This is a genomic window from Deinococcus arboris (genome assembly GCF_009755355.1).
Taxonomy (GTDB): Bacteria; Deinococcota; Deinococci; order Deinococcales; family Deinococcaceae; genus Deinococcus; species Deinococcus betulae.
The window spans coordinates 29,450-49,569 of record NZ_WQLB01000030.1 but is presented as its reverse complement, the minus strand read 5'-3'; the positions used below and the strand labels follow the sequence as shown (position 1 = coordinate 49,569).

Below are 20,120 nucleotides of genomic sequence, written 5' to 3'. Positions count from 1 at the left end.
GCGACGTTCATCCAGCCTGGAGAGGCTAGTCTGCTTTACTTTCTCAAGCCCTTTTAAGAAGAGTGTGGCAGACTGGAGCCATGACCCTTGCCTTCACTCCATCCGTGCCGGGCCACCTGCGGGTGGACATTTGGTCCGATATCGCCTGCCCGTGGTGCTACATCGGTAAACGGCGGCTGGAACAGGCCCTGGAGAAGTTCGACCACCGCGAGCAGGTGGAGATCGTGTGGCACAGCTTCGAGCTGGACCCTGCTGCCCCACCGGCTTTGCCTGATGGCATGCGCGAGGTCCTCGCCGGCAAGTATGGCCGCAGCCCTGCCCAGGCCCAGGAGATGATGGATCAGGTGACCCGCGTGGCCGCCGCCGATGGCCTGGACTACCACTTTGAGCGTGCCCGGCTGGGCAGCACCTTTCTGGCCCACCAGCTCGTTCACCACGCCGCCGCGCATGGGCAGCAGGGGCCTATGAAAGAGCGGCTGCTGCGCGCTTACCTCTCTGAAGGGCACCTCATGAGCGACGTGGACACCCTGACGGCCCTGGCGCAGGAGATAGGGCTGGATGGCCCCCAGGCCCGCGCCGCCCTGGAAGAAGGCCGCTACGCCGGGGCCGTGCGTCAGGACGAGGCCCATGCGCATGCGCTGGGCATCAGCGGCGTGCCGTTCTTCGTGCTGGGGGGCCGCTACGGCGTCAGCGGCGCTCAGGAGGCCGGGGTGCTGCTGGGGGCGCTGAATCAGGCCTGGGCTGAAGTGCAGCCGGCGCCGCTGGTTCAACTGGGGCAGCCCGACGCTGAATGCTGTGAGGACGGCGCCTGCGCGGTGCCGGGAGCGGGTGCCCTCTAGGCCTAGGCCGGACCCGGTTTGAGGTGCGCGGCTGGGGCAGGCCCGTCGCTGCTGCGGTGCTCGGGGTCCAGCGGCGGCAGGAGGCCCCCGGCCAGCACCGTCTGAAGGTCTTCCCCACTGAGGCTCTCGCGGGCCACCAGTTCATCGGTCAGGCGGTGAAGAAGGTGGACATGCTCCTGAAGCAGCGTCAGGGCCCGCCCGTACTGGGTGTTCAGCAGTTCGGCCACCGCTGCGTCAATCCGCTGGGCTGTGTGGTCGCTGTACTGACTCTGCGCCGGACCATAGCCCAGGTACCCTGCGCTCTCCTGGGCCAGGGCCAGCTGCCCCACATCGCTCATGCCCCATTCCGTGACCATGCGCCAGGCGAGGGTGGTCGCCTGCTGAAAGTCGTTGGCCGCGCCGGTCGTGATCTGCCCGGTGGCCACCTGCTCGGCGGCGTGACCAGCCAGCGCCACACACAGGCGGTCGAGCAGCGCGGCGCGGGTGTGGTGCATGCGGTCTTCTGGGGTGTACAGCGCGCTGCCCAGACTGCGTCCGCGCGGCACGATGGTCAGCTTGTGGGCTTTGTCGGCGTGGGGCAACAATTGGGCGGCGAGGGCGTGGCCAACTTCGTGGTAAGCGGTGACCTTCCGGTCCGCTTCCCGCACCACCAGCGATCGGCGTTCCGGGCCCATCAGCACCCGGTCACGCGCCTCGTCCACATCCCGCGCCGTGATCCGCCCCCGCCCCGACCGCGCCGCCAGCAGCGCCGCCTCATTGAGCAGGTTCTCCAGGTCCGCCCCCACCATCCCCGCCGTGCGCCGCGCCACCACCCCCAGGTCCACCCCAGGGTCCAGCGGCTTCTTGCGCGCGTGAATCCGCAGAATCATCTCCCGGCCCCGCACGTCCGGCGCGTCCACCACCACCTGCCGGTCAAAGCGGCCGGGGCGCAGCAACGCCGCGTCAAGCACATCGGGGCGGTTGGTGGCGGCCAGGATGATGACCTCCTGCCCACTGCCGAAGCCGTCCATCTCGACGAGGAGTTGGTTGAGGGTCTGCTCGCGTTCGTCGTTGCCGCCCTGGAGGCTGACGCCGCGCTTGCGGCCCACGGCGTCGATTTCGTCGATGAAGACGATGCAGGGGGCGGACTTGCGGGCCTGATCGAAGAGGTCGCGGACGCGGGCGGCGCCGACGCCGACGAACATTTCGACGAAGTCACTGCCCGAGATGGAGAAGTAGGGCACGCGGGCCTCGCCGGCGACGGCTTTGGCAAGGAGGGTCTTGCCGGAGCCGGGGGGACCGACGAGGAGGACGCCGTGGGGAATGCGGGCGCCGAGCTGGTGATACTTGTCGGGCTGGCGGAGGAAATCGACGACCTCGTGGAGGTCGGCTTTGGCCTCATCGCAGCCGGCGACGTCGCTGAAACTCAGCTTGATCTGCCCCTCCCCGATCACCGCCGCCTTCGACCGCCCAAACGATCCGGCCGCGTCGTTGCCGCCGCCTTGCCGGCCCCGCAGCAGCACCACGACCAGCCCGGCAATCAGCGCCAGCGTGAGCAGCACGCTGACCACGCCCAGCGCGCTAAAGCGCGGCGGCGCGGCATACGACACGTTGACGCCGCGCGCCTGCAAGGCGTCCAGCGTCAGCAGCGGGTCGGCAGCCAGGGTGCGGGTGCGGTACGGCTCCGCGTTCAGCTGCCCGGTCACCACTGCGGTGCCACTCTGGTACGAGATCACGGCGGTTTGTACCTGACCGCGCGCCAGCGCCGCCTCGAAATCGCTGAGGGGCAGTTCGGCGCTGCGGCCACGGGGCAGCAGGAGGGTCAGCACCACCACCGCCGTCAAGAGGCCCAGGGCCCACCACCACCCGGCCCGTTTCAAGCGGGTCTCCGGGCCACGCCGGGGCGGCATGGCCCAGAACAGACAGCAGAACGAACTGGCCGCGCAGGCTTCATGCCGCAGTGTAGGCCCAGAGCCGGGGCCGCAACTGCAAGGCAACTCGCCAGGGGAAAGGGGCAGGCGTTCCGCCTCTGTCCGCCTAACAGGACAAGGCAACCCCCGCAACAGGCGGCAACCCATCAGACCTCCTGTTCCCTTAAGGGTTCGGTCACCTCCCCCCTCTTGTGGGACGTTCGGCAGACAGGCGTCAGCTTGGGCGGGCATACTCGGCGGATGCGGCTTGCCCGTCTTCCCCTGTCCCCCTTGACTGCCCAGCGGTTCCGAACGCGAGCCTTGACGCTGCTGGCCCTGCTCGCGCCGCCCACCACGGGCGGCGCCCTGCTGGGGGCGCTGCTGGCGCCTTCTGCCCAGGCCGCGCAACCACTGCTGGGGTCGGTGCAGCTGACCTTTACCCCCGACGAACGCACCGCGTACCTGAACGGCACCCCCACCCAGTGGCTGGCCCCGCCGCGCCTGCTGGGCGGGCGCACCATGCTGGCGCTGCGCGAAACGGCGGCCCTGCTGGGTCAGTCCCTGCCTGGCAGCGGCACCCAGGTGCAGTTCTCGCGCCTGAGCATTGACACCCGCACGAATACGGCCGCGCTGGCGGGCGCGGCGCAGCCCGCTGGCACAGTGGCCACCGTGGGGGGCGTGGTGTACGTCAGTGCCCGCACCCTGGCTGACGCCCTGAACGCCAACCTGACCACCGACGACGGCCGCACCTTTACCCTGACGGCCCTGCGCGACGGGGGCAATCCACTGTCGCCTCAGGCCCGCTTTTCCACGGACAAGAGCGTCTACGCCCCCGGCGAGCGGGTGGTGTACACCGAATACCCCTTTGACCCCGACGGCGCCGACATCACGGCGCGCAAGTGGACCGGGCGGCAGGAGGTGTACTTTCAGCCGGGCACCTACACGGTGGGCCTGACTGTGACCAACAGCCGGGGCCTGCAAAGCCAGGCGTTTACCCGTACCATCCGGGTGGAAGGCACCCCGGTGGACACGCCGCTGACCTACGCCCTCCGGTACGCCCAGCCCGGCGACGCCTTTCCCGACCCGCAGATTCTGAATTACCCGTCGGCGCTGGCGACGCCTGTGGAAGGCCCCAGCTACCCGCTGCTGTTCAGTGACAGCCCCGAGGTCCCCGAGCAGAGCGGCGTTCTGTATCAGGACAGCGTGGCGGGCCGGGCGCGGCTGCTGGGGTATCACCTCAACGGCCTGGGCCGGCCCGCGCGGCTATACGTGATGGCCCGCAACCTGGAGGTGCGCCCCGTAGAGGTCCGCACCGAGCGCCTGGGTGAGACGGCCCCCACCCGCCTGGAAAGCATTCTGGGGCAGGTGACCCTGCTGGAATACTTTGCCTCGGGCAGCGGCACCACCCTGACGCTGGCCCCAGGGCAGGCGGCCGCCGTGTACGCCAGCCCAACCCTGAACCCTGGCAGCGGCGTGAACGTCCTCCAGGACCTGACGACCTCGGGGCGGGTGGAACTGACCTTCCTGATTCTGGAAGACAGCCTGCCGCCCACCGCGCAGGTGGCCCAGCAGCTGCCGTACCTGAAGCCCGACGGCCGCCATGTGCGCGGCACCTTTCCGGGGGCGGTGCGCACCCTACGGGTCAATCTGGGCGCGCTGCCCACCCGCATCGTGATTGGCGACGGCCAGGTGGACCCCGCCCTGACCGGCACCGACGCCCTGACTGGCCAGAGCGTGCGCCTGGCCGGCAATTACGGCGTCCTGTACGACCTTGAAGTCAACGGCGCGGCTGGAACGGCGGTGGCCCTGAGCCCCCGCGGCGGGCTGTACCGGGGCGCCATGAACATTCAGGACGGCCCGATCACCCAGACCATCAAGCTGCCGCGCACCGGCAACGCCCTCAAGCCCGATGAACCCGTGATGCTGTGGCGCGCCCAGAGCGACCGCCTGAAGATTGACTTCGTGCCCAGCAGCGGCTCGAATCTGCCTATCAGCCTGGTCTTCTACCGCACGCGCGGCCTGAGCGGAGACGGGGGCATCATCAAGACCTACCAGCCCTAACATGGCAAAAGCCCCAGCGCTTTCTTAAGCCGGGGGTATGGCCAGGCGTCCACCTTCAAATTGGGCCGCCCATACGGCAAAAACAGCCGACAGGAGCGGCCCAGCCTGTTCTTATAGTGGAGCATGACGCCCACGCTTCCGGCGCCCGCCGCGCGCTTCGCTTTCGGGGCCACGGCGCTGCTGCTGGCGGCGCATGTGCTGTGGGTCGCGCTGGCCCTGGGCAATGAGCAGACACACCTGACGGTGAGCCTGCTCATTTACATTCCCACCTTTGTGCTGGCGGGCCTGACCTGCCTACTGGGTGCCCCGCGCCACGCGGATGACCGGGTGGCGTGGCGGCTGCTGGGCGCTGGCCTGCTGACCTTCGGGTTCGGGCAAGCCTGCTACGCCTACCTGCTGCTGGTGCTTCAGAATCCGCCCTTTCCCTCGGTGGCCGACGCCGGTTTTCTCTTGGCGCTGGTGCTGTACGCCCTGGGGCTGACCCGGTTCCGGCACCCACCGCTGACCCCCTGGGACCGCCTGCGGCTGTTCGTGGACGTGGCCATCATTATGGCCGCCGTGGGTGTCTTTGCCTGGAACTATGTGCTGTACGAGGTCATTACGTCCTATGCCGGGCAGCCCCTGGCGGCTGTGATTGGCCTGACCTACCCCTTTGGCGACTTAGTGCTGCTGAGTGTGCTGCTGCTGGTGGCGCTGCGCGGCGGCGCGCGGCTGGGCCGGCGCGAGGCGATGCTGGCTGCTGGCCTGCTGGCCCTGATTGTGGCCGACCAGGCGTTTATCGTGCTGGGCGCGGCCGGTACCTATCAGGAAGGCTCGTGGGTGGACCTCTTCTGGGCGCTGGGCGCCACCCTCTTCGCGGCGGCCTCGCTGACCGGCGGTAGCAAAGAGCCGAAGGCAGGCCGCGTGTGGCCCAGCGCCGCGTGGCTGCCCAGGGCGGCGCTGTTCCTGCCTTACGCGGCCCTGGCGGCCTCATTTGCCCTGCTGATGCTGGGGCGCGGCCGTCAGGGGCCGCAAGAGACGGGGGTGCTGTGGGGGACAGCGCTGGTCACCGCCCTGGTGGTGCTGCGTCAGGTGCTGGCCTTCGCCGAGAATGCCCGCCTGACCGTCCAGTTGCGCCAGCTGTCAGACGAGCTGGAGGGCCGCGTGCAGCGGCGCACCCAGGAACTCGACCAGGCCAACGCCCAGCTGCGCGGCCTGACCGAGGACCTGGAACTCAAGGTGCGAGAGCGCACCGCCGAACTGGAGGCCAGTCAGGCGCGGCTGGCGCACCAGGCCCAGCACGACGTGCTGACGGGGCTGCCCAACCGCGCGCTGTTTCAGGACCGCGTGGAGCGGGGGGTGGCCAGCGCGGCGCGCGAGGGCAAGCAGCTGGCGGTCATGTTTATTGACCTGGACGGGTTCAAGGCCGTCAACGACACCTGGGGCCACGCGGCGGGCGACGAGCTGCTGCGCGAGGTGGCCGCGCGCCTGCAGAGCAGCGTGCGCCACAACGACACCGTGGCCCGGCTGGGCGGCGACGAGTTCACGGTGATGCTGCTGGGCATTCAGGCGACCCGCGACGCCGCGCTGGTGGCCAACAAGGTGCTGCGCGCCCTGCGTCAGCCCATCGCCCTGGCGCAGGGTGAGGCCCACGTCACCGGGTCTATTGGGGTCAGCCTCTACCCGCAGGACGGCGCCGACGCCGCCGAGTTGCAGCGCCACGCCGACCTGGCCATGTACCGCGCCAAGCAGGGCGGCAAGGACAACATCACCTTCTTCTCGCCCGAGATGAACGCGGTGGACGCGGCGCGCGCCTCGGTCGAGACGCAGCTGCGCGGGGCCTTAGAACGCGGCGAACTGCATGTGGTGTATCAGCCGCTGCACGGCGCTGCCGGCGAGGTGCAGGGCGCCGAGGCCCTGCTGCGCTGGCGCAGCCCCCTCCTGGGGGACGTGCCGCCCGCCGCCTTTATCCCGGTGGCCGAGGACACCGGCCTCATCATCTCGATTGGAGAATTCGTGCTGCGCGAGGCCTGCCGCCAGCTGGCCGCCTGGCGGCAGGCGGGCAAGGCGGTGACCTGCGTCAGTGTCAACATCTCGCCCGCGCAGTTTGGCCGCGACGACTTTGTGGCGCTGGTGCAGCGCACGCTGCAGGCCCACCGCCTGAGCGGCCGCGACCTGGAACTCGAACTCACCGAACGTATGGTTCTGCGCCGGGTCGAGGAGGTGGCGCGCAAGATGTCCGAGTTGCGGGCGCTGGGCGTGCGCATCAGTCTGGACGACTTTGGTACCGGCAACTCGGCCCTGAACTACCTGCTGACCCTGCCGGTCACCACCCTGAAGGTGGACCGCGTGTTTATTCAGGCGCTGGACCAGACGCCGGGGGCCTACCGCGTGGTGCAGGCCATCGTGGCGCTGGGGCACGGCCTGGGCCTGGACGTGGTGGCCGAAGGGGTCGAGACCCCCGCCCAGCTGATGCAGGTGCGGGAACTGGGCTGCGAGCGCACCCAGGGCTTTTTGCTGGGCCGCCCGGTGCCGCCCGAGGACCTGACGCTCTGACCAGGGCGCTGGCCTAGGGGTTGGCCCGCAGCCAGGCCAGCACCTGCGCCGCATTCTGGTCTGGCGGAAAGACCGGGTAAACAACATGCTCGGCGGTGCCGTCCCAAACGATCAGGGTGAGGCGCCGCACCAAAGTCTCACCCTCAACCTCAAACGTAGGCAGCCGAAGGGCCCGGATGAACTGCAACCCTGCATCCGACAGCAGGGGAAAGGGCAGGTGCAGCCGTTCGGCGGCTTCCTGCTGGTAGGCCGTGGCCTGCACGCTCAGGCCAAACACACGGGCGCCTGCCGCCTGCAACTCGGCGTGGTGGTCGCGGAAGGCGCAGCTCTGCGGCGTGCAGCCCCGCGCGCCGGGAATCACGTCCCAGTCAGCAGGCATGGCCGTCCCTGGCTGGGCCGTTTTGGGATAGAGGTACAGCACCGTTCGGCCCGGCCGCGCAGACAGGTCGTGAAGGCGCCCATCGGTGCCCGGCAAGGCCAGGGCAGGCAGCCGTACGCCTGGGAGGTGCGCGCAGGCACCGTCATCCACCGGGACAGGCAGGTCTGCTGGGAGAAAGTGAGGGTCCGTCATTGGAACAGCATAAAAAAGAGGCGCGGCCAACAGCGGCCGCGCCCTCTCCCCTGCTCAGTCCTCGCCCTCTTCGCCCTTCTTGCCTTTCTTGTAAGGGCCCTTCTCTTTCCACTTCAGGCGCACCGGAATCCCGGCCAGGCCCAGGTCCTCACGAATGCGGTTGTGCAGGAAGCCCTCGTAGGCGCGCGTCACAAAGTCGGCGCGGTTGGAAAAGATGGCGAAGGTGGGCGGCGCCGTTTCTACCTGCGTCATGAAGTACATCTTCAGCTTCTTGCCGTGGAAGTTGGGCACCGCCTGGCGCATCTGCCAGACCTCCAGCCAGCGGTTGAGTTCGCTGGTGGGAATGCGGCTTTGCCACTTCTCGTGCAGCTTCATGGCCTCGGCCAGCATGTCGTGAATGCCGTACTCGTTGATGGCGCTGGTGTACACGCGCGGCGCGTAGGAAATATGGTGGAGCTTCTGGTTCAGCTCTTTTTCAGTGGCCTTGAGGTCGGCATCGGGCACGAGATCCCACTTGTTCACGACCACGATGACGGGCTTGCCGCTGTCGTAAGCGAGGTTCGCCAGCTTCAGCTCGTGGTCCCCCAGGTCCGTGGCATTCACCACCAGCCAGATCAGGTCGCTGCGGGCAATCGCGGCCTGAGAGCGCTGAATGGCGTAGTCCTCAATGGCGGTGTCGGGCTTCTTGCGGATGCCCGCCGTGTCCACCAGCACAAAGCGCTGCCCGCCGTAATCCCATTCCACGTCCAGACTGTCGCGGGTGGTGCCGGGCATGTCGGCCACGATGGCGCGGTCCGTCTGGGTGATGGCGTTCAGGAGGCTGCTTTTCCCCACGTTGGGGCGGCCAATCAGCGAGATGCGGATGGGCGCGATTTCCGGCACGTCCTCGTCATCGGCGGGCATGTGGGTCATCACGCGGTCCATCAGGTCGTCCAGACCGCGCGCGTGTTCGGCGCTGATGGGCACCGGCTCGCCAAAGCCCAGGCCCCACAGCTCGGCCATATAGACCTCGTGCTTGGGGCTGTCGATCTTGTTGGCCACCAGCACGACTGGCCGGCCCAGGCGGCGCAGCCACTCGGCCACCTCGTAGTCGGCCGCCGACAGGCCTTCGCGCGGGTCCAGCACGAACACCACCGCCTGCGCGCCTTCCATGGCCCACTCGGCTTTTTCCCGGATGGCCGCTTCCCACTCGTCGCCGCTCCAGAGGCCGCCCGTGTCGATCAGGGTGATGCGGTGGTTGTGGTAGAGCATCAACCCTTCCTTGGCGTCGCGGGTGACCCCAGGAAAGTCGGCCACCACAGCGTCGCGGCGGCCAATCAGGCGGTTAAACAGGCTGGACTTGCCGACGTTGGGTCGGCCCACAATGGCAACTTTATGCATGAATGACGCTCCTTACGGTGTCGGTGCGGCCCCGGCGTCAGGGGCGCACCGCCGAATCTGGCGGTGTTCCTCACCGTGAGGAACGTGCCGGCGAAAGGAGAGTCTAGCATGGGCGCACAAAGGGGAAAGGCGCGCAGCAGAGGAGTGGACCAGGAAAGTGAGACGGATTCCGAAAAATTCCGTAAAACGTTACGGAATTTTTTCGACCGGAGGGAGAAGGAAAAAGGACGGATTTCCGGGAATTGGAGGAACATCCGGCTCTTTCCCGGATGTTACGGAAATGGACGGAATCCGTATGAGACGCCCCTTCCTGACCCCGGCGCCCCCTTACGGCACCGGATTGAGAACCACGTCGTCGCAGTTCATGAACCACTTCGAGCCGCTGAAGCCCCCCGTTGCCGAGGCGCGGGCAAAGCCCAGTACGCCAGTCGTGCCCGAAATCGTCAGGGTCAGAGTGCCGCCGCTGCGCACCTGCCCGCGCGGCACGTCGGCCCAGGTGCCCTTGACCGTGTTGCCGGTCCGGATGCCCGAAAACACGTTGGTCCAGTTCTTGCCGCTATCGCTGCTCTGGCCCATCCACCAGACCTGATTGCCAATCTGGCGCACGTAGTAGGTGCCGCCGTCATTGCTGCGCCACACGCCGTTCATATCTTTGGGGGCGGCGCAGCTGGCGTGGGCCTGGCCCGCCAGGGCAGCGGCGCACAGGGCGAAGGTCAGGGTGCGGGCGGCGCGGTGAATGCTGTTCATAAGGTCCTCCAGGGAAGGCGGGCGCAGCAGGCTTCCGGCTTCTGGGGCAGCGTAGGCAGGGCGCCGTGACCGGGCCGTGACCAGAGCAGAGGGGCTGCATAACCGGTGAGCCGCCGTGCCTGACCACTGGCGTCTGGGCGCGCCTTTTTGGCTGCTGCTGGACAGCATTGACAGCGCCTGCATACCGCGCTATGCTTTTTTTATCACCGCCCAGGAAGGCGGGTTTTTTCTTTTCATGCCGCCGCACGGTAGGCTGCCGTATGACCCCCCTGCCCACGCCGCTGGTGCCCGCTGATTGGCTGCTGGCCCATGTCCACGACCCCAGGGTGCGCGTGCTGGATTGCCGGTATGCCCTGTCCGACCCGCTGCTGGGGCGCCTGGCGTACCTGGAGGGGCACGTCCCTGACGCCATCTACGCCGACCTGGAAATAGACCTGAGCGGGCCTGTGCAGCCCGGCGGCGCTGGGGGCCGGCACCCGCTGCCTGACCCCGGTGCGCTGGCCGCGTGGCTGGGACAGGCCGGCGTGGATAATGACGCGCTGGTCGTGTGCTACGACGACCCCAGAGGCGGCCAGGGCTTTTACGCCGCGCGGGCCTGGTGGCTGCTGCGCTGGCTGGGGCACACGCAGGTGGCGGTGCTGGACGGCGGCTGGCCGTCCTGGGTGGCGGCCAGCGGCGCCGTCAATACCGCCGAGCCGAGCCCTACACCAACTACCTTTACGCCAGACGTGCAGAGCGACTTTGTGGCCACTGCCGCCGACGTGCAGGCGTTACCTGCCCAGACCCTACTGCTGGACGCCCGCGCGCCGGCCCGCTACCGGGGCGAGGTGGAGCCCATAGACAGGCAGGCCGGCCATATTCCAGGCGCTGTCAACCGCGAGTGGAGCGGCGCCCTGGACGAGGGGGGCCACTGGCATGGTGCCGACGCCCAGGCCGAGCGGCTCAATGTCGGCGGGGCCCCCACCGTCACCTACTGCGGCAGCGGCGTGAGCGCTGCGCCCAACCTGCTGGCCCGCGAACTGGCCGGCGTGCCGCTGGGCCCGGAGAACCGCCTCTATGCGGGGTCGTGGAGCGACTGGATCAGCGACCCGGCGCGGCCTGTGGCCACAGGTGAGGAGGGCGCCTAGAGAGGATAGGGACGGCAGACCGCCTGGGATTCAGCCTCTCACCATTTCTTCCTTCTCCCCCAGCGCTTCCACCGTGACCGTGCCATCAGCGAATTCCAGAGTGAGCCGCTCACTGGCCTTCACCTGGGCGGCGCGAGTGAGCGGCTGACCGCCTGCGCCGCGCACCAGGGCGTAACCGCGCGCTAGGGTCCGGGCGGGCGTCAGGCCCAATGCCTGCCGCATCAGGGCGTCCACCTGCGCGGCCTGGGCCTCGGTGTGGCGGGCCGCTGCCCCGCGCGCCCGGTCCAGCGCCCACTGCGCGCCGGCGTCGGCATTCACCAGAATCTGCGCGGCGTGAGCACGGATGATGCGGGCGTCTTCCTGTGCCTGGGCAGCGGCCTCGGCCACCGTTCCTACCACCAGGGCCGCCACCTTGCTGGGGGTGTCCAGGCGGGTGTGGGCCACCTCGTCGGGCAGGGTGTCGTCGCGGGCGTGGCCCAGGCCAGTCAGCACTGGCGCGGGAAAGGTCGCCAGCAGGCGGGCAAAAGCCAAGTCGTTGAGCCAGGCCAGGTCGGTGGCCGCCCCACCGCCCCGGATGACCACCAGGGCGTCCAGGGGGTCTGCGCCGTGCAGCGCCCGCGCGGCTTCGGCGGCGCGGCGCAGGCTGGCGGCCGCGCCCGGCCCCTGAAAGGTGGCTTCCAGATACACCGGGCGCAGCACCCCCGCGCGTTCCAGCGGGTCTATCTCGCGCCGAAAGTCGCCCAGCCCGGCCGCCGCCTCCGGCGAGATGACGGCAAAGCGGCAGTAATCAGCCGGGGCCGGCAGCAGACGGTTCAGGCCATAGACGCCCTCGCGCACCAGCGTCTCGCGGCCCTCGGTCAGGCGCAGGGCCGCGTCGCCCAGCGTAAATTCGGGGGCGATATCCAGCACATTGAGGGCAAAGCCGTACTGCTCGTGGAAGGTGGCCTCGGCAAACAGCAGCACCTTCAGGCCAGCGATCAGGGCGCCGCCGGTCGCGCGGCGAAATTTGCCTTCCAGCAGGGTGCGTTCGCGCGCCCACACCGTCGCGCGGCACTTGGCCACCTCGCCCTCGGCCCCGGCCTGCACCAGATCGAGGTAGAGGTGGCGCCGGTCGGTGACAGCCGCGATCTCGCCGCGGACCCACACGGCGCCGGGCAGGCCCCGCGTGATGACCTGGCCCACATACAGCAGCAGCTCGGACAGTTCCAGAAACTGGTCGGGCGGGCGCGTGTCGCCCTTCTTGCGCCGGGTCACAGCCGCGCCCCGAGCTGGCGCCCCAGGGCCGCCGCCAGCAATCCCAGGCCCACGCTCAGGGCAGCGTAGAACGCGGCGGCGCTGCCCTGACCCCGGCCCAGCAGCTCATCCAGGTTGGCGCTGAAGGTCGAAAAGGTGGTGAACCCGCCCAGGACACCCGTGCCAAACGCCAGCCGGGCCACCTCGGGCCACAGGCCCCGGCCCACCAAGCTCAGGGTCAGGCCCAGCAGAAACGACCCCAGCACATTGATCAGCAGAATGCTGACCGGAAAGGCGCTGCGGGCGTCCAGCGCCGCCAGCCCCAGCCCCGCCCCGTACCGCGCGCCGGCGCCCAGCGCGCCGCCCAGCATCACCCATATCCACGCGCTCATGGGGGACAGCATGCCAGAAGGCCAGCCGCCGAAAAGAAAGGTGGGGCGGAGGCCAGCTCCGCCGCCGGCTGTGAGGTGTGCCCAGCTCCGGGAGGCTCAGCTGGGCGGGCACAGAGGCAAGGCAGAGCGGCAACAGCGGCAGGGAGCAGCGGCGGAAGGGGGCCACCGGTTCCCTGCCGATAGGCCCTTTCAGCAGAGCAAGCCCCCAGCGCGGTCTGCGCCGCGCCCAGGTCTGCCATCCTGCACCCATGATTCGGGCGCGGCAGCTGAGCACTGGACAGCCTCTTGAGTGGGCCGGGCAGACGCAGGACGTGTGGGTGGATGTTCAGGACCTCACCCCCGACGACCTGACGGCGCTGCGCGCGGCCTTCGTCATCAACCGCCTGGCCCTGGAAGATGTGATGGAACACGGGCACTGGAGCCGCGCCGAGGTGTACCCGGAGCACGCCTTTATCACGGTGCGTTCGTACGCCCGCCCAGCCCAGATGGACGAATTTACCGAGCGCCTGAGCATCCTGACCTTCGAGTCGGCGGTGCTGACCCTGAGCACGGCGGGCACGCGCGCCCTGGGCAGCGTGTGGGCCCTGGTGGGCCGCGAGAGCGTCAACAGCCCCCAGGAAGTGACCTACGAACTGCTGGACCACACCGCCGACACCTTTTTCGAGGTGGCCGACGCACTGGAAGACCGCGCCGATACCCTGGAAGAACAGGTGTTTCAGCGCCAGCGGCAGAACCCGGTTGCCGAGGTCTTTGCCATCAAGCATGTGATTGCCCACGCCCGGCGCCTGGCCACCGAAGCGCGCGAGGCCACCGCGCTGCTGGGCCGCCACAGCACCTGTAGCCCCGCCGACCTGGTGCGCTACCGCGACGTGCAGGACTCTCTGACGCGCGCCGCCGGGCGACTGGACAGCCTGCGCGACGGGCTGAGCAGCCTGCTGGACCTGCACCTGAGTCTGCAAGGCCAGCGCATGAACGAGGTGATGCGCACCCTGACGGCGGTCAGCGTGGTGTTTTTGCCTCTGACCTTTCTGGCCGGCGTCTGGGGCATGAATTTTGAATTCATGCCCGAACTGAAAAGCCCTTACGGTTACCTGCTGGCCTGGACCAGTTTTGTGGTGATCGGCGGCGCGCTGGCCCTGTTTTTCAAACGGCGCGGCTGGTGGTAGGACAAGCCGAGAAGGGAAATGCCTTCTCCAGCGTGGAGGGTCTATCCCGGTGGATGAATGCCGAGTGCCTTCCAGCCTTGTTGGTGTACCTCTAAAGCGCTACCTCACGTCACACGGAGGTCAACAGCACAGCCCGCCGGCCCTCCAGCACGGCGGGCTGTCACAGTCACTCGTTCTCTCGAAATGCTGTGATAGGCGGTTGAGACCAACAGCACTCACGCTCGCTCTCAGGAATCGCTGGACAATTTGCCGCCGGTGACGTGCAGCAGGCTGCCCATGACGAACGAGCTGTCGTCGCTGGCCAGAAAGACATAGGCCGGGGCCAGTTCTTCGGGCTGTCCGGGCCGGCCCAGCGCGACCTCGTACCCAAAGCGCTGCACTTCTTCCAGGGGCATGGTGCCGGGGATGTTGGGGGTCCAGACCGGGCCCGGCAACACAGCGTTCACCCGAATGCCCTTCTTGCCCTTGCCCAGTTGCAGCGCCAGCGACTTGGTCAGGGCGTGGATGCCGCCTTTGGTGGCGGTGTAGTCCACCAGGAGTTCGTTGCCGACCTCGCCCACAATCGAACCGGTGTTGATGATGGCGTCCCCCGCCTTCAGGTGCGGCAGCGCCGCCTGAATCATGAAGATATAACCGTACAGGTTGGTCTCGGTGGTGCGCCGCAACTGTTCCTCGGTCAGTGCCAGGATGTCCGGCTGGGCCATCTGGTACGCCGCGTTGTTGATCAGCACGTTCAGGCCGCCGTACGCCTCTACCGTCTGCGTCACCGCCGCCTGGCATTCGGCCTTGTGGCGCACGTCGGCCCTGACCACCAGGCAGGCGCCGCCCCGGTCCTCCACCAATTGGCGGGTGTCCTGGGCGTCGCCGCCGTTCTCGTTGTACACGATGGCCACCCGCGCCCCCTCCAGTGCAAACGCCAGCGCCACCGCCCGCCCAATGCCGCTGTCACCCCCGGTAATCAGGGCCACCTTCCCCTCCAGTTTGCCCGCCGGGCGGTAGTTCTGCAGGTCGGTCTGGGGCGGGGGCTGCATATCCGACTGCCGGGCCGGGTAAGGCAGCTTCTGGGCGTCTTTCAGGTCGTCGGGCGTGGGGCGGCGTTTCATGCGGGCATCGTGACGCGCGGGGCGGGGGCGGGGCTGTCGCCTGGCTGACACAGTGAACGCTCGGTCAAGCCCTGCCCAAGGGACGACCAGCCGTCCATTCCCGCAGTCGGTGCCCGGTGACTGCCAGAAGGCGGCCCGACAGGTTTCTCTACGGGCCGCCCATCTCAACAGCGTTCATGGTGGGGGCGTCATCAACCCGCCCCACCCCTCTCGCTTTCGGCTTTAACCCGGCTGCACCGCCAGTTCTGACGCTTCCGGGCCAGCGGTCAGGCGGCGGAAGGTCGCCAGGGCCTGGGCCACCACCTGATCCATGTTGTAGTACCGGTAAGTGGCCAGGCGGCCCACAAAGGTCACGTCCGGGCGGGTGTGGGTCAGCGCTTCGTAGCGCTTGTACAGCTCGGCATTTTCGGGGCGTGGCACCGGGTAGTAGGGGTCGCCTTCGGCCTGCGGGTACTCGTAGACCACGCTGGTCTGGGGGTGCGCCTGCCCGGTGATGTGCTTGAACTCGCTGATCCGGGTGTAGCCGTAGTCGTTGGGGTAATTAACCGTCCCCACCGGCTGAAACTGAGGCGTGGCGTGAGTCTCGTGAACGAACTCCAGGCTGCGGTACGGCAGGCGCCCGTAACAGTGGTCAAAGAAGGCGTCCACCGGGCCGGTGTAAATCGTGTGCCGCCAGGGCAGCAGGCCCTGAAGCTCCCGGTAGTCGGTGTTCAGCATCACCTTGATGTTGGGGTGCGCCAGCATGGCCTCGAACATCCGGGTGTAGCCGTGCAGCGGCATGGCCTGGTAGGTGTCGGCAAAATAGCGGTCGTCGCGGTTGGTGCGCGTGGGCACGCGGGCCGTGACCGAGGCGTCCAGTTCGCTGGGGTCCAGCCCCCACTGTTTGCGGGTATAACCCCGGAAAAACTTGTTGTACAGGTCGCGCCCCACCTTGGAGACCACCACGTCCTCACTCGTGCGGATCTGCGCGGCCGGCTCGGCCACCGAAGCGAAGAAAGCCTCAAGCTCAAAGGCCGTGAGGTTCAGGCCATACAGGCGGTTGACAGTGTCGAGGTTGATGGGAATGGGCAGCTGCTGACCGTCCACGCTGGCCAGGACCCGGTGCTGGTAGGGGCGCCACTCGGTAAAGCGCGACAGGTAAGCAAAGACATCGGCGGAGTTGGTGTGGAAGATATGCGGCCCGTAGGGGTGAATCAGAATGCCCGCGTCGTCGTAGCGGTCATAGGCGTTGCCGCCGATATGGGGGCGGCGGTCCACGATCAGCACCCGCGCCCCGGTTGCTGTGGCCAGGCGCTCGGCCAGGACGGCGCCCGCAAACCCCGCCCCCACAATCAGGTAATCAAAGCCCGGCTGGGCAGCGGTTTCAGTCATCGGCGGCCAGCGGCTCCAGGGCAGGCGCGGCGCGGGTCAGTTCGGCGGCCATGTCCTGCCAGGTGCGGTCCCAGGACAGGCCGGCCAGATAGGTGTCGGCGCGGGCCCGGCGCTCATGGGCCAGAGCGCTGCCGGCCTCGGCCAGGGCCGCCACGCAGGCGGCTTCAAAGGCGTCTACGCCGTCAGCAATGCGCACCATGTCGCCTTCGCCGTAAGGACGCACCACATCACGGATGGACGTGGACACCACGCTCAGGCCAGCGGCCAGGTATTCCGGCGTCTTGGTGGGACTGATGTACTCGGTGGCCGCGTTGTGGGCAAAGGGCAGCAGTGCGGCGTCCCAGTGGGCAAAATAAGCGGGCAGCTGGGCGTAGGGTTTCATGCCCAGGTAATGCAGGTTGGGGGCGCGCGGCAGCTCGGCGGGGTCAATCTTGACGACGGGCCCCAGCAGCACCAGCTGCCACTCCGGGCGGCGACGGGCCAGGGCGCCCAGCAGGGCCGTGTCCAGCCGCTCGTCAATCACGCCGGCAAACCCCAGGCGCGGCCGGGGCAGATCGCGCTGATCCTCTGGGTCGGGCTGCGGCGCCCTGGCCTGGGCAAAATGCGCCGTGTCCACTGAGGAAGGAAAGGGGTGCACGTTGGCGTGCTGGCTGGCCTTGGCCTCGTACAGGCGGTGGCCTCCCGTGAACACCACGTCGGCGCGGGCCATCAGCTGCCGCTCACGCCCGCGCAGGGCCGGCGGGGCCCCCTTGAAGTTGGCCAGTTCATCCATGCAGTCGTACACCGTCAGGCGGGGCGTCAGGCCGACCGTTACGGGCCATTCCATCGGGGCGTACACCCACAGGTCGTAGTGCAGCAAGTCTTCAGTGGCGACCAGGCCTTCCAGTAGGCGAGCAGTCCGGGCCTGGGACTCGTCTGCCGAGTGGCCCACTTGAATGTGCGGGGTACAGACCTGCACGCCCGAGGGGTCCTGGGCAAAGACCCAGTGGTCGGCCCAGTCCCCAAAGACCGGCTCCTCGATGTAGTACACCGGGCGCGAACGGGCGGCGCGGGTCATCAGGTGCTGTGGCCGCTGGACGACAAAGGCCCAGCGCAGGTGGGCCAGCACGAGGAGGGCAGGTTCGGCCGAAACGGAGACAGCAGCAGTGAAGCGGGTCATGAGCGGAGACCTCCTCTCAGGCCGGGAGCAGCCTGAGGACGCTAAGAGTGCGGTGAGGGAAAAGGGCGGTCAGCTCAAAAACAATTAAAGGCAACTAGAAGTGCGGATGCCTATTGACACTGTTCAGGACGCATTGAACAAGACTTGAACGTTTCTTGCCCTGACTAAGGTGTGAACCAATAAGTTCTGGCAGGCCGCTTAAGAATGTGCCCTGGGGTAAGAAGAGGAGGTGCTCCCAGGTCGGAAAACGCTGATGGTCAGGGCGGCCAGCGGTCCTCGTCCAGCGCTGTCCAGGTAGGCGGGGGCCAGGCCGGGGCGTCCAGCAGCGTAGTCTCCAGAGCCAAGCGGGCGGCGTTCAGGTTAGGGAGAGGGGGCAGCCCGCGCAGGTATTGCGCCGTAAGCGCTCCTCCACCTAGCGGCTCTAAATCCTGAAGGGTTTGCTCGCAGGCCGCCTCAACCGCTTCGCAAACCAGGGCCACCGCCGCCAAGGTGGCCGCCTCGTCTGAGCGGTCCAGCAGCTGACTGGCGTGGCGGGTCAGGTGCCAGGCCCCCTCCAGCCCGGCAGCAGCTCTGACAAAGCGGCGGCGCTGCCGGTCGTCGTGCTGGCGACCGGTGAGCCGTAGCGCCTGCCGCCCGGCCTCGAACAGACGGTCAGCCACACCCAGCCTCAGCGCCAGCCGGCGCAGCGTCTGGCCCCCCACCGCAGCGGGTGGCAAGCCTCCGCCAAGCGGTTCCAGCAGGGTGATCTCAGGGGACGCAAACCCAGCCAGTTGCGGCCTCCAGAGTGCCAGAGCCCAGCCCTCGCCAGGCCCCTGAACGGGCGCGACCAGGTGGTCGACCAGATCAGCCTCCTCGGGCCAGCCGCGCGGGCACCCGCCAACGGCCCGGTCGGGGGCCATCAGAGACTCTCCGGCCTCCTCTGAGAGGTACAGCCCAAACAGATCTCCGGCCCGGACGGCCTGCGCCGCCTGCTCCCGCTGCTGGGGGGTGCCCAGCCTGTTCATCAGGTCCAGGGCGCCCAGATGAGACTCGTACAGCTGCGCAGCCTCAGGATGAAGACGGCCCAGCAGGCGCAGTACCGTCAGGGCACCCCGGCCATCCAGCCCCAGTCCCCCAATCTGAAGCGGCAGTGGCGCGCGGAGAGCGTGGGTTGCCCGCAACAGATGCAGGGCGGCTCCTGTGCGGTCCTCCTCGCCTTCGTGGGCACTGCTCTGGGCTGCCTGTGTCAGATGGCGACAGAAGCCGGCCAGCGTTACTGCTGGGGGAGGGAGCGGTTCGGCCGGGGTCTGTGCCTGCACGCGGGCCAGGGCGGCGCCCAGCGCCGGGTCAGCTGCGCGGTGACCCAGGGCGTCGGGATAGTCCCACAGCCCGTTGGGGCAGTGGCGGTCATCGTCCCAGCCGGGGTGGTTGACCACCGGGTACAGGCACACCCCCAACACGGGCACGCCGCGCGCCTGCGCCGCCAGCGCGCCGCGCGCCACCTGCTCCAGCCAGGGCGCGCGGGCGTCGCCCTCGGCGCCGGTTTCGGCGATCAGCAGCGGCCGGCCGTAACGGTCATGCACAGCGGCCAGCAGCAGGTCCAGGGACTGGTAAGCCGGCTGGTCGGGGGTCACGCGCTCGCGGGCTTCCGGCTGGGGGTGGTGGTGCCACTGGTTATAGGGGTAGTAGTTCAGGCCGATGACATCCACGTACTCGGGGCCGCCGCCCAGCTCCGGGTGGACGCGGCCCAGCAGCAGGTCCAGGGCTTCAAACTGGCCTTCATGCTCGCGGCCGGCGGCCCCAGCCTCGTGGGGGCGGTCGGGGTGGGCGTGAACGGCAATCAGCGGCTCAGCATGCAAGAAGCGCACGCCTGGGTCCACGCGCCGCGCCGCGTCCATGCCCGCGATAGCGGCCCGCACCAGCTGCGCCTTCAATGTGGCGCCCCGGCCCCGCGCAAACGGATTGAGGTAGCCCACCTCACCCCCGCCCCAGGCGAAAAACGAGATCTCGTTGATGGGACACAGCCACAGCTCGCCGTGGGTGCGGGCCCTCAACCAGGCCGCCGTCGCCTGCACATAGCGGGCAAACTGCGCCGGAAACTCTGGCGAGAACACGTCCACGAAATCCGGCAGGCCGTAGTGCAGCAGGTCCCAGATCACCGGCACCCCGGCGGCGGCGGCCCCCGCCACCTGCGCCTCGGCACTGGAGAAATCGAATGCGCCGGGGCGGCGCTCAATCAGGTGCCAGCGCAGGCCGTCGCGCGCGCCGCCCAGGCCCCAGGCCGCCAGCCGGGCGTAGTCCTGCGCGGCCCAGCGGTCATGGCCCGTGGCGTCAATCACGTCAATGCGCCGCCCTGATGGCCGCCGCTGCGTGGAGCACTCGAAGCCCCCCAGCCAGAAGGTGGCAAACGGTGAGGGCGCGGCCAGTTCTGGCAGCGGCGGTGGAGCGGGCCGCGCCGTGGGGGCACTCATGGCGCGGCCAGAGACAGCCCTGGCGGCCCGCTGCAAGCAGGGAGAAGACAGCACAGAAGCCTGGCCGCGCCGCTGCGGCAGACACAGGGCTGGGAGC

15 protein-coding genes are annotated in these 20,120 nt (G+C 68.5%); 5 read left to right on the top strand and 10 right to left on the bottom strand.

The window, feature by feature from the left end; translation table 11 throughout:
* Nucleotides 1–80 precede the first annotated feature (80 nt).
* A complete protein-coding gene (locus GO986_RS17685) occupies nucleotides 81–839 on the top strand; it encodes a DsbA family oxidoreductase (RefSeq protein ID WP_157460621.1) in 759 nt (252 codons plus the stop codon).
* A gap of 2 nt (nucleotides 840–841) precedes the next feature.
* Here GO986_RS17685 and ftsH read toward each other — a convergent pair whose 3' ends face one another.
* A complete protein-coding gene (ftsH, locus tag GO986_RS17680) occupies nucleotides 842–2,698 on the bottom strand; it encodes an ATP-dependent zinc metalloprotease FtsH (protein WP_232337875.1) in 1,857 nt (618 codons plus the stop codon).
* 291 nt (nucleotides 2,699–2,989) lie between these two features.
* On the opposite strand from ftsH, the gene GO986_RS17675 reads away from it, so the two are divergent.
* Both GO986_RS17675 and GO986_RS17670 read left to right on the top strand, forming a co-directional pair.
* Nucleotides 2,990–4,789: a copper amine oxidase N-terminal domain-containing protein gene (locus GO986_RS17675; RefSeq protein WP_232337874.1), complete on the top strand. Its 1,800-nt coding sequence runs from the start codon at nucleotides 2,990–2,992 to the stop codon at nucleotides 4,787–4,789.
* Nucleotides 4,790–4,912: 123 nt separating this feature from the next.
* Nucleotides 4,913–7,324 (top strand): putative bifunctional diguanylate cyclase/phosphodiesterase, encoded by a 2,412-nt coding sequence (locus tag GO986_RS17670; RefSeq protein WP_157460619.1) that lies wholly within the window; start codon nucleotides 4,913–4,915, stop codon nucleotides 7,322–7,324.
* Between the two features lie 13 nt (nucleotides 7,325–7,337).
* Here the strand turns inward: GO986_RS17670 and GO986_RS17665 are convergent, their stop codons facing one another.
* From GO986_RS17665 to GO986_RS17655, 3 genes are all read right to left on the bottom strand, one after another.
* Nucleotides 7,338–7,895 carry a peroxiredoxin gene (locus tag GO986_RS17665; protein ID WP_157460618.1) on the bottom strand — a complete coding sequence of 186 codons (558 nt, stop codon included), beginning with the start codon at nucleotides 7,893–7,895 and terminating at the stop codon, nucleotides 7,338–7,340.
* Between the two features lie 54 nt (nucleotides 7,896–7,949).
* Entirely contained in the window at nucleotides 7,950–9,275 is a 1,326-nt protein-coding gene (gene der / locus GO986_RS17660; RefSeq protein WP_157460617.1) for a ribosome biogenesis GTPase Der, read from the bottom strand.
* Nucleotides 9,276–9,602: 327 nt separating this feature from the next.
* The gene (locus GO986_RS17655) at nucleotides 9,603–10,022 is read right to left on the bottom strand and encodes a hypothetical protein (protein ID WP_157460616.1); all 420 of its coding nucleotides are present in this window, start codon (nucleotides 10,020–10,022) and stop codon (nucleotides 9,603–9,605) included.
* A gap of 260 nt (nucleotides 10,023–10,282) precedes the next feature.
* On the opposite strand from GO986_RS17655, the gene GO986_RS17650 reads away from it, so the two are divergent.
* Nucleotides 10,283–11,149: a sulfurtransferase gene (locus GO986_RS17650; protein ID WP_157460615.1), complete on the top strand. Its 867-nt coding sequence runs from the start codon at nucleotides 10,283–10,285 to the stop codon at nucleotides 11,147–11,149.
* Between the two features lie 30 nt (nucleotides 11,150–11,179).
* On the opposite strand, the gene xseA is transcribed toward GO986_RS17650, so the two are convergent.
* Both xseA and GO986_RS17640 read right to left on the bottom strand, forming a co-directional pair.
* On the bottom strand, nucleotides 11,180–12,403 hold the full coding sequence (gene xseA / locus GO986_RS17645; protein WP_369409451.1) for an exodeoxyribonuclease VII large subunit: 1,224 nt from the start codon (nucleotides 12,401–12,403) through the stop codon (nucleotides 11,180–11,182).
* Nucleotides 12,400–12,774 carry a fluoride efflux transporter FluC gene (locus tag GO986_RS17640; RefSeq protein ID WP_157460614.1) on the bottom strand — a complete coding sequence of 125 codons (375 nt, stop codon included), beginning with the start codon at nucleotides 12,772–12,774 and terminating at the stop codon, nucleotides 12,400–12,402. Before GO986_RS17640 ends, xseA begins: the two co-directional genes overlap by 4 nt.
* 248 nt (nucleotides 12,775–13,022) lie before the next feature.
* Here GO986_RS17640 and GO986_RS17635 point away from each other — a divergent pair, with 248 nt between their 5' ends.
* On the top strand, nucleotides 13,023–13,940 hold the full coding sequence (locus tag GO986_RS17635) for a magnesium transporter CorA family protein (RefSeq protein ID WP_157460613.1): 918 nt from the start codon (nucleotides 13,023–13,025) through the stop codon (nucleotides 13,938–13,940).
* Between the two features lie 227 nt (nucleotides 13,941–14,167).
* On the opposite strand, the gene GO986_RS17630 is transcribed toward GO986_RS17635, so the two are convergent.
* From GO986_RS17630 to GO986_RS17615, 4 genes are all read right to left on the bottom strand, one after another.
* Nucleotides 14,168–15,043, bottom strand: a complete 876-nt coding sequence (locus tag GO986_RS17630) for an SDR family oxidoreductase (protein ID WP_157460612.1) — start codon at nucleotides 15,041–15,043, stop codon at nucleotides 14,168–14,170.
* 222 nt (nucleotides 15,044–15,265) lie between these two features.
* The gene (gene glf, locus GO986_RS17625) at nucleotides 15,266–16,414 is read right to left on the bottom strand and encodes a UDP-galactopyranose mutase (protein ID WP_157460611.1); all 1,149 of its coding nucleotides are present in this window, start codon (nucleotides 16,412–16,414) and stop codon (nucleotides 15,266–15,268) included.
* Nucleotides 16,407–17,573, bottom strand: coding sequence for a glycosyltransferase family 1 protein (locus GO986_RS17620; protein ID WP_157460610.1), 1,167 nt, complete (start codon nucleotides 17,571–17,573; stop codon nucleotides 16,407–16,409). The genes glf and GO986_RS17620 overlap by 8 nt, the downstream gene beginning before the upstream one ends.
* A 257-nt stretch (nucleotides 17,574–17,830) precedes the next feature.
* Nucleotides 17,831–20,023, bottom strand: coding sequence for a glycosyl transferase family 1 (locus GO986_RS17615; protein ID WP_157460609.1), 2,193 nt, complete (start codon nucleotides 20,021–20,023; stop codon nucleotides 17,831–17,833).
* Nucleotides 20,024–20,120 lie beyond the last annotated feature (97 nt).

Excerpts from the sequence above, each read along its gene's own strand:
- GO986_RS17650 (WP_157460615.1), top strand. The coding sequence starts at position 10,283 with ATGACCCCCCTGCCCACGCCGCTGGTGCCCGCTGATTGGCTGCTGGCC.
- GO986_RS17670 (WP_157460619.1), top strand. The coding sequence starts at position 4,913 with ATGACGCCCACGCTTCCGGCGCCCGCCGCGCGCTTCGCTTTCGGGGCC.
- GO986_RS17620 (WP_157460610.1), bottom strand. The coding sequence starts at position 17,573 with ATGACCCGCTTCACTGCTGCTGTCTCCGTTTCGGCCGAACCTGCCCTC.
- der (WP_157460617.1), bottom strand. The coding sequence starts at position 9,275 with ATGCATAAAGTTGCCATTGTGGGCCGACCCAACGTCGGCAAGTCCAGC.
- GO986_RS17640 (WP_157460614.1), bottom strand. The coding sequence starts at position 12,774 with ATGAGCGCGTGGATATGGGTGATGCTGGGCGGCGCGCTGGGCGCCGGC.
- GO986_RS17665 (WP_157460618.1), bottom strand. The coding sequence starts at position 7,895 with ATGACGGACCCTCACTTTCTCCCAGCAGACCTGCCTGTCCCGGTGGAT.
- GO986_RS17615 (WP_157460609.1), bottom strand. The coding sequence starts at position 20,023 with ATGAGTGCCCCCACGGCGCGGCCCGCTCCACCGCCGCTGCCAGAACTG.
- GO986_RS17675 (WP_232337874.1), top strand. The coding sequence starts at position 2,990 with ATGCGGCTTGCCCGTCTTCCCCTGTCCCCCTTGACTGCCCAGCGGTTC.
- GO986_RS17635 (WP_157460613.1), top strand. The coding sequence starts at position 13,023 with ATGATTCGGGCGCGGCAGCTGAGCACTGGACAGCCTCTTGAGTGGGCC.
- GO986_RS17655 (WP_157460616.1), bottom strand. The coding sequence starts at position 10,022 with ATGAACAGCATTCACCGCGCCGCCCGCACCCTGACCTTCGCCCTGTGC.
- glf (WP_157460611.1), bottom strand. The coding sequence starts at position 16,414 with ATGACTGAAACCGCTGCCCAGCCGGGCTTTGATTACCTGATTGTGGGG.
- GO986_RS17630 (WP_157460612.1), bottom strand. The coding sequence starts at position 15,043 with ATGAAACGCCGCCCCACGCCCGACGACCTGAAAGACGCCCAGAAGCTG.
- GO986_RS17685 (WP_157460621.1), top strand. The coding sequence starts at position 81 with ATGACCCTTGCCTTCACTCCATCCGTGCCGGGCCACCTGCGGGTGGAC.